Source organism: Streptomyces sp. NPDC041784 (assembly GCF_055591025.1).
This window is the reverse complement of the sequence record NZ_JBVJAB010000039.1, coordinates 58,212-64,367: the sequence shown is the minus strand read 5'-3', so window position 1 is coordinate 64,367 and position 6,156 is coordinate 58,212. Positions and strand designations below refer to the sequence as shown.

At 69.0% G+C, this 6,156-nt stretch carries 8 protein-coding genes and 2 pseudogenes; 3 read left to right on the top strand and 7 right to left on the bottom strand.

The features are described from left to right. Positions 1-240 precede the first annotated feature (240 nt). Both ACZ6D7_RS42380 and ACZ6D7_RS42375 read right to left on the bottom strand, forming a co-directional pair. On the bottom strand, positions 241-1,161 hold the full coding sequence (locus ACZ6D7_RS42380; RefSeq protein WP_469502974.1) for a pyridoxamine 5'-phosphate oxidase family protein: 921 nt from the start codon (positions 1,159-1,161) through the stop codon (positions 241-243). A gap of 67 nt (positions 1,162-1,228) precedes the next feature. Beyond that, positions 1,229-2,128, bottom strand: coding sequence for an alpha/beta fold hydrolase (locus tag ACZ6D7_RS42375; RefSeq protein ID WP_469502971.1), 900 nt, complete (start codon positions 2,126-2,128; stop codon positions 1,229-1,231). Positions 2,129-2,223: 95 nt separating this feature from the next. Between ACZ6D7_RS42375 and ACZ6D7_RS42370 the strand changes: the two genes are divergently transcribed. Then, on the top strand, positions 2,224-2,811 hold the full coding sequence (locus ACZ6D7_RS42370; RefSeq protein WP_469502969.1) for a CGNR zinc finger domain-containing protein: 588 nt from the start codon (positions 2,224-2,226) through the stop codon (positions 2,809-2,811). An 85-nt stretch (positions 2,812-2,896) separates the two neighbouring features. Here the strand turns inward: ACZ6D7_RS42370 and ACZ6D7_RS42365 are convergent, their stop codons facing one another. Continuing rightward, positions 2,897-3,286: an MmyB family transcriptional regulator gene (locus tag ACZ6D7_RS42365; RefSeq protein WP_469502966.1), complete on the bottom strand. Its 390-nt coding sequence runs from the start codon at positions 3,284-3,286 to the stop codon at positions 2,897-2,899. Beyond that, positions 3,256-3,324: pseudogene (locus ACZ6D7_RS42360) on the bottom strand (hypothetical protein); the annotation flags it as partial. The pseudogene ACZ6D7_RS42360 and the gene ACZ6D7_RS42365, both read right to left, overlap by 31 nt. 89 nt (positions 3,325-3,413) lie before the next feature. On the opposite strand from ACZ6D7_RS42360, the pseudogene ACZ6D7_RS42355 reads away from it, so the two are divergent. Next, positions 3,414-3,695, top strand: a pseudogene (locus tag ACZ6D7_RS42355) (PfkB family carbohydrate kinase); the annotation flags it as partial. Between the two features lie 44 nt (positions 3,696-3,739). Here the strand turns inward: ACZ6D7_RS42355 and ACZ6D7_RS42350 are convergent. Next, positions 3,740-4,618, bottom strand: a complete 879-nt coding sequence (locus ACZ6D7_RS42350; protein WP_469502964.1) for a nuclease — start codon at positions 4,616-4,618, stop codon at positions 3,740-3,742. Between the two features lie 201 nt (positions 4,619-4,819). Continuing rightward, positions 4,820-5,254 carry a VOC family protein gene (locus ACZ6D7_RS42345; protein ID WP_469502961.1) on the bottom strand — a complete coding sequence of 145 codons (435 nt, stop codon included), beginning with the start codon at positions 5,252-5,254 and terminating at the stop codon, positions 4,820-4,822. 219 nt (positions 5,255-5,473) lie between these two features. On the opposite strand from ACZ6D7_RS42345, the gene ACZ6D7_RS42340 reads away from it, so the two are divergent. Continuing rightward, on the top strand, positions 5,474-5,869 hold the full coding sequence (locus tag ACZ6D7_RS42340; protein WP_469502958.1) for a hypothetical protein: 396 nt from the start codon (positions 5,474-5,476) through the stop codon (positions 5,867-5,869). Positions 5,870-5,899: 30 nt separating this feature from the next. On the opposite strand, the gene ACZ6D7_RS42335 is transcribed toward ACZ6D7_RS42340, so the two are convergent. Then, on the bottom strand, positions 5,900-6,151 hold the full coding sequence (locus tag ACZ6D7_RS42335) for a DUF7660 family protein (RefSeq protein WP_469502955.1): 252 nt from the start codon (positions 6,149-6,151) through the stop codon (positions 5,900-5,902). Positions 6,152-6,156: the final 5 nt, after the last annotated feature.

The following is a 6,156-nucleotide window of genomic DNA, read 5'->3' as shown; positions in this document are numbered from 1 at the left end:
CCCCCGAACCCCGGGGCCGCCGCTCCGGCGTATCCGCACGTCCGCAGGGTCCACCGGCCGGCAGACCACCGAGCCCGCCGGGCCACCGAGCCCCCGAAGGACCGGCAAAAACCCCGAGCCGCGTGGAATACGTGGGCCGGCCAGTACCTGGACGGGAGACGGCCTGTCCAGCCGAGCCCCGTGTACCTCGATGCCGCAGCAGTCCCGTGACGAGCGCCGTACGCCATCTGCCGCTCTTCCTCAATCCCGGACGGGGGCCGGCGGGTTGACCCGGGAGTATGCGTGGAGGTTCCAGCGCAGCGGGCTGGCGTGGTCGATCTGCACCACCGAGTCGATGTCGAATTCGACGACCCGCAAGGCTCCCGGGTACCTCTTGGCGCTCTCGGGATTCCAGTCGATCCGGCCGTTACCGGTCAGTTGCAGGGTGTGGCCGTGCTCCCAGTCCAGGAACAGCAGGCCGCACGCCGGGTTGAGGTGCATGTTGCCGAGTGTCATGTAGAACTGGTTGCCGGTGTAGTCCGGCCAGCGCAGGCGGCGCGGCCCGGTCACGCTGACGAAGCCCGGCATGCCGCCGCGGTGGGACGAGTCGGCACCGTGCGCGGGCGAGTGGCTGGCGATGAAGAAGGTGTCCGCTTCCTCGATCCAGCGTCGCTGGCTGTCGTCGAGCTCTTCGCCGGTCCGCGCGGCTCCGCCGGCCCCGGCTTCGGCCACTTCGGTGACGGTGCGGGTCTGCAGGTATTTCGGGCAGTTGCCGAGTACCTGCTCGGTGCGCACCACCAGTCGGTTCCCGTCGCGCGTGGCCACGCCGTTGGCCCGGATCCGGCGGCGGGTCTGCGGCTGGAGGGCGAGCACGCCGATGTCCCGTGGCGATGCGAAGACGTCGCGGAGCGGATCGCCGGGCGCGGGCAGGGCATCGACGACGATGGTCCGGTCGTCCACCGCGTCGGCGAAGCCGGGCTGCCCGGCCAGGATCGTCGACCAGACAGCCCCTTCGTCATCGGCCGCACCGATGACCAGCATGTGCTGTTCGCGGATGAACTGATGGAATCCGTAAGGGATCTCGGGGCCGAACATGGGCGATCCCCACCCCGGTCCGCCCTCCTTCGCCCGTCGCTGGATCGCTTGCTCTCCTTCGTGAGCGGCATTCGTCGTGGCGCGCATCAACCGTTCCTTCCGTCGTGCTCGCGTGTGCTCGTGGTGGTCGTGCTGCCTGTGCGGGTCGGTTTGCTCAGGCCGGGAGGCGGTCGAGGAAGTCGGCGATGAGCGGGGCGATGTCGGGGAGGTGGTCCTCCAGGGCGAAGTGGCCGGTGGGGAAGAGGTGGAGTTCCGTGTCGGGGACGTCGCGCAGGTAGGCGCGGGCGCCGGGTTCGGGGAAGAAGGGGTCGTTGGTGCCCCAGGTGATGAGGGTGGGCGGGCGGTGCTCGCGCAGCCAGGCCTGCCAGTCGGGGTAGGCGGCGATGTTGTTCTTGTAGTCGTAGATGAGGGCGAGCTGGGCCTGGTCGCGGCCGGGCTGGTCCAGGAAGTGCTGGTCGAGGAGCCAGCCCTCCGGCGCGACCTGCGTGGGGTCGGGGGTGCCGCCCTCGTACTGGGCGCGGGTGGCGCCGAGGGTGAGCATGTTGTCGAGGATGGCCTGCTCGGCGCCGGGGGTGTCCGGGGTGAGCGCGGTGAGGCCGCGGGCGGCGTCGGACAGGCCTTCGGTGTAGGCGTTGCCGTTCTGCACGACCAGGCCGGTCACCCGCTCGGGGTGGCGCAGGGCGAGGCGGAAGCCGACCGGGGCGCCGAAGTCGAAGACGTACATCGCGTACCGGGTCAGTCCGAGGCGCTCGATGAAGCCCTCGACGATGTCGGCCAGGCGGTCGAAGGAGTAGGTGAAGCCTTCGGGGGCGCGGGTGTGTCCGAAGCCGGGGTAGTCGGGGGCGATCAGCCGGTAGTGCCCGCCCAGGCTGTCGATCAAGCGCCTGAACTGGTGCGAGGCGGAGGGGAAGCCGTGCAGGAGCAGCAGGACCGGGGCGTCCGCCCGCTCCGGCAGTGACTCCCGGTAGAAGACCTCCACGCCGTCGACCTCGACGAAGCGGTGGGTCGCGCGGGCCGGGACCGAGACGCGGGAAGGGGCTGAGGGTGTCGTCATTTCACATGCTTCCTTGCTCGAAGTATGCATTAGGTGCAGTTCGACGGTAACCCTGAAGCTCTAATGCGTCAACGTCGTCAGATACCATTAGTTGCATGCGAGAGAGTGATCTGCTGACTGGCGAGCCCCTGGCTCTGGATCTCGTGAACACCCGCCCGGCCGGCCCCGACGGCCGCACCGACCTGCTCGACACACCGGAGCGTCTGGTCGCCTGGCTCACGCTGGAGGAGGACCGGCTCGGCCTGGAAGCGCGCGACGCCGTACCGACCGAGGCTGACCTCGCCGCCGTCCATGCCGTACGTGCCCACGCCGAGGCGGTCGTGGAGTCCCTGCTGCACGGGGAGGAGCCTCCTGCCGCCGCCCTGCGCGGCCTCACCGACGCTCAGCGCGCCGCACCCGCCGTGCGTGAACTCTCCTGGAACGGCGACGCGGTCACGCTCACACTCCGCCGGACCGGCCCGCTCGGTGTCCGTCTCGCCGCCCTGCTGGCCGAGGCCGCCGCCGACCTGTTCACCGACCCCGCCATCGCTCGGCTCAGACAGTGCGAGGCCGACGACTGCGTCATGTTCTTCCTGCCCGCTCACCCCCGCCGACGCTGGTGCTCCCCCGCCCGCTGCGGCAACCGTGCCCGGGTCGCGCGCTACTACCGACGCCATAAGCACCCCGCAGACGGGCAGCAGTGAACGTGGAGGACGTCGACGTACGGGAAAGCGCCCCCGAAGGTTCGGGGGCGCTTTGCGGACAGGCCGCCGCTCATTTGCGTGGCGACTACTCGTCCGTGGCTTCTCCCGGCGAAGATGCTGCTCCGGGGCGCGGGGATGATCCTGCCGCCTCCGTCGGCCTTACGGGGATCCCGGTGGCAGCCCAGCCCTCCAGGAAGATCAGGGCCTGCTCGCTCGGCGAGTGCGGCTCCGCGGTGTAGACGAGCATGCTCTGTTCCGTGGAGCCCCGCGGATCCAGCACCTGGAAGTCCAGGCTCAGCTCCCCGGCGATCGCGTGGACGAACTCCTTGCGGCCAGGCCGCTGGGATCTCACCCTGTGGTCGGACCACCAGGCGCGGAAGCCGGGGTCCTTCACGGAGAGTTCCCCGACGAGGCGCGCGCGAGCTCGGGATCGTTCGGGTAGCGGCCGGCGTCCATGCGGAGGTAGGCCACACACTCCTGGGCGACTCTCTCCCAGTTCGCAGGGCGGGCCAGAAGACCCCTACCGCTTCGGCGAGCAGCGGGACGAGGACGAAGCTTTCGGGGACTTCGGGGACCTCGGGGACCTCGGCGACTGTGGGGGCGGGGACAGCCGGACCGTGCCCGCGCTGCGCACCGACGTGGTGGAGCCGGTCGGCGCGGGCGACGCTTTCGCCGCCGGCTTTCTGGCCGGTCTGCTGCGCGGCGAGGACATCGAGCGTGCGCTCCGACTCGGACACATCACGGCCACGTCGGCCCTCAAGGTGACGGACGACCACGGCCCCCTGCCGGGCGGCGCCCGCATCGCGCGCCTGCTGGACCTGCCGCAGCATGAGTGGGCCACAGAGGTGGTCCGCCCCTCCGACGAGTGGACTCGTCGCCGGTAGTGGGGTGCCGGCCCGCCGGGCCGCGAGCCCCGGCGGGTTCCCGCTCACTTCTCCTTGAAGACGATCTCCCTGGCCGGGCGGGTCATCTTCACGGTGTTGTCGGCGGTGACTTCGACGATGTGGTGCAGACCCTTGTAGAGCGTGTCGGAGTCCGGGAGGAGGCGGTACACGTCGTCCGCGGCCCCGGCCAGAAAGGCGCGGAAGCAGGACAGCGAATAGTCGGTGCCCATGAAGTCCAGGTAGTCCTTCAGGCGGCGGAACAGCTTCGGCAGGATCACCGCGCCGGTCGTGTCGTCCGTGAGCGAGGCCATTCCGGTGACCTTCGCCCCGTCGAGGGTCTGGTCGACCTTCCACACGCCCTTCGCGGACGCCCTCGCCTTCTCCGAGGCTTCGGTGAGGAGCTCGCGCAGGTACACGGGAAGGCCCGAGTAGAAGGCCGGGTAGGCCAGGCCGAGCAGGAGCAGGTGGTGGTTGGCGGTCCGCTTAAGAAGGTCGTCGTCGACGCCGGTCCAGTAGCCGCTGTACACGGGCGGGGTGCCCTTGCCGACGAAGGCCACGCAACGGCCGAAGGCGTCTGCGCCCCGGGTGAGGATCCAGCCGGGCACGATGTCCGGCGTGGTGGCGACGGTCTCGTCGTCGTCCCGGAGGACGGTGTTGAAGCCGAGGAACTTCAGCAGCTCGTCCGCGGCCTCGTGGGCGAGGCCCCGCGGCTGATGCTCCACGTGCTTCTTCTCGCCGTAGTGGGTCTCCAGGGCGTCGATTCCCTCGAGCCGGATGCTCGCGCGCCCGTCGGCCTTGGGCACGATCTGCCCCTCCCCGGGCACGAGCTTCCAGTCGGCCACGTTGTCCGGGATGAACGGGAGGGTGTCGCCATCCGGTTTGGCGCCCCCCTCCACCTTGAACTTTCCTCTGATCAGCAGCATGGACACGGCGACTCCCTCGCAATATCACTGTGGGTGTTCACTGATTACGCACAGTACACATGCGGGTGGTCGCCGAGGTCGTTCCGCGCCCGTCGGCCGGGGAGTGTCAACAGCAGGGCCACGCCGCCGGGGGACCGCCGTCCGTAAAGGCCGCCGGATCCCGTCGCACCGGTCCGAGCAGGATCACGTTCTCGCGGGCTTTCAGGAAGTCGAGCTGTCCGTGGTGCTCGACGGATCCATCCACATGACCTGCCAGCCGTGGCCGTCGAGGTCGAAGAAGCTGCGTGAGTACATGAAGCCGTGGTCCTCGGGGCCGTCCGCCTCCGAGCCGCCCGCGGCGAGCGCAGCCTCAGCGACCGTGTCGACCTCATCGCGGGTTGACACGCTGAAGCAGTAGAGCGCCAGCGTGTGCGTGGTGGGGTCGGCCATCGGCAGCTTCGAGAACTGCGCGAACGTCTCGTGGCTGAGCAGCATGACGGAGGCTTGCTCGCCGACCAGCATGCAGGCGGCGGTCTTGCCGGTGAACCTCGGGTTGTAGTTGAACCCGAGCCGCGCGAAGAACGCCTTGCTGCGCTCGATGTCCGCCACGGGGATGTTCACGAACAGCATGCGACCGGCGTGTGCGGGAGTGGTCATGGTGGGTCTCCAGTCCGAGGTTCGATGGTGTACGACGGGGTAGACAGGCCCGGCCTACGGAACTCATCGGTGATTTCGGAACTCACACTCCGACGCGAACGCGCCTGCCGCGGAGGCGCCGCCCCCCGCCGCGATCCCAGGTCATCGGTCCGTGCCGGCGCCATGATCTTGCCAAGGTCACCCTCAGTCGCGCGGGGTGGGGACGTGGATGATGGAGCGATGTTGGTACGCACGGAGAAGATCCTGCAGGTCCCGCAGCAGCCGATGACCGTTCGGGTTCACACGCCTGTGGGCTTCGCCACGGTGGTCTGGCGCGGTGATCCGCAAGAGTCGGACGGCCAACACCTCGTTGAATGGACGGTCGGCGAGGACATCTCCTGGGGGCGTAACACTCGGTCAGCCGCAGTTGCCGGGCCAGCCCTCCGGCAGGAGGGGAATCGGGTAGTGATGCGCGGTCTCCTCCATCTCACCGACGATGGCGCCGCATACCTTCAGCTGGGCGACTGGTCGATTCTGTTCGCTCTCGCATCACCGATCCCCGGCAGCATGGACGGTGCTTGGGTGGAGATCAGCATGGAAGCGGACAGCGTTGCCCTTTACCCATATCGGACCTGACCAGGCCGACTGCCCGGGGGCCGTGAGTGACTACTCATAGATCGTGGCTGCGTGCAGCGCTCGGGCGAAGAAGGCCCAGTCGCCGCTTGTTGGCAGCTCCTCGGCCAAGTTCCGGTACACGCCAGGGGCGTCGTTCACCCAGGCAGCGAGGGCTTCCAGAAAGCGGTCGAGGGTGTGGTTTTCCCACTCATGGCCGCGCTGCTGGAACTGCTGGTGGAGCTCGCGAAGGAACACCACCAGATCGTCGCGACTGTGGATCTCCTCATGTGGTCGAGAGGGCATATGGG

Bases quoted from the DNA above. Each gene is read 5' to 3' on its own strand.
- ACZ6D7_RS42380 (WP_469502974.1), bottom strand. From the start codon at position 1,161: ATGCGCGCCACGACGAATGCCGCTCACGAAGGAGAGCAAGCGATCCAG.
- ACZ6D7_RS42375 (WP_469502971.1), bottom strand. From the start codon at position 2,128: ATGACGACACCCTCAGCCCCTTCCCGCGTCTCGGTCCCGGCCCGCGCG.
- ACZ6D7_RS42370 (WP_469502969.1), top strand. From the start codon at position 2,224: ATGCGAGAGAGTGATCTGCTGACTGGCGAGCCCCTGGCTCTGGATCTC.
- ACZ6D7_RS42350 (WP_469502964.1), bottom strand. From the start codon at position 4,618: ATGCTGCTGATCAGAGGAAAGTTCAAGGTGGAGGGGGGCGCCAAACCG.
- ACZ6D7_RS42345 (WP_469502961.1), bottom strand. From the start codon at position 5,254: ATGACCACTCCCGCACACGCCGGTCGCATGCTGTTCGTGAACATCCCC.
- ACZ6D7_RS42340 (WP_469502958.1), top strand. From the start codon at position 5,474: ATGTTGGTACGCACGGAGAAGATCCTGCAGGTCCCGCAGCAGCCGATG.
- ACZ6D7_RS42335 (WP_469502955.1), bottom strand. From the start codon at position 6,151: ATGCCCTCTCGACCACATGAGGAGATCCACAGTCGCGACGATCTGGTG.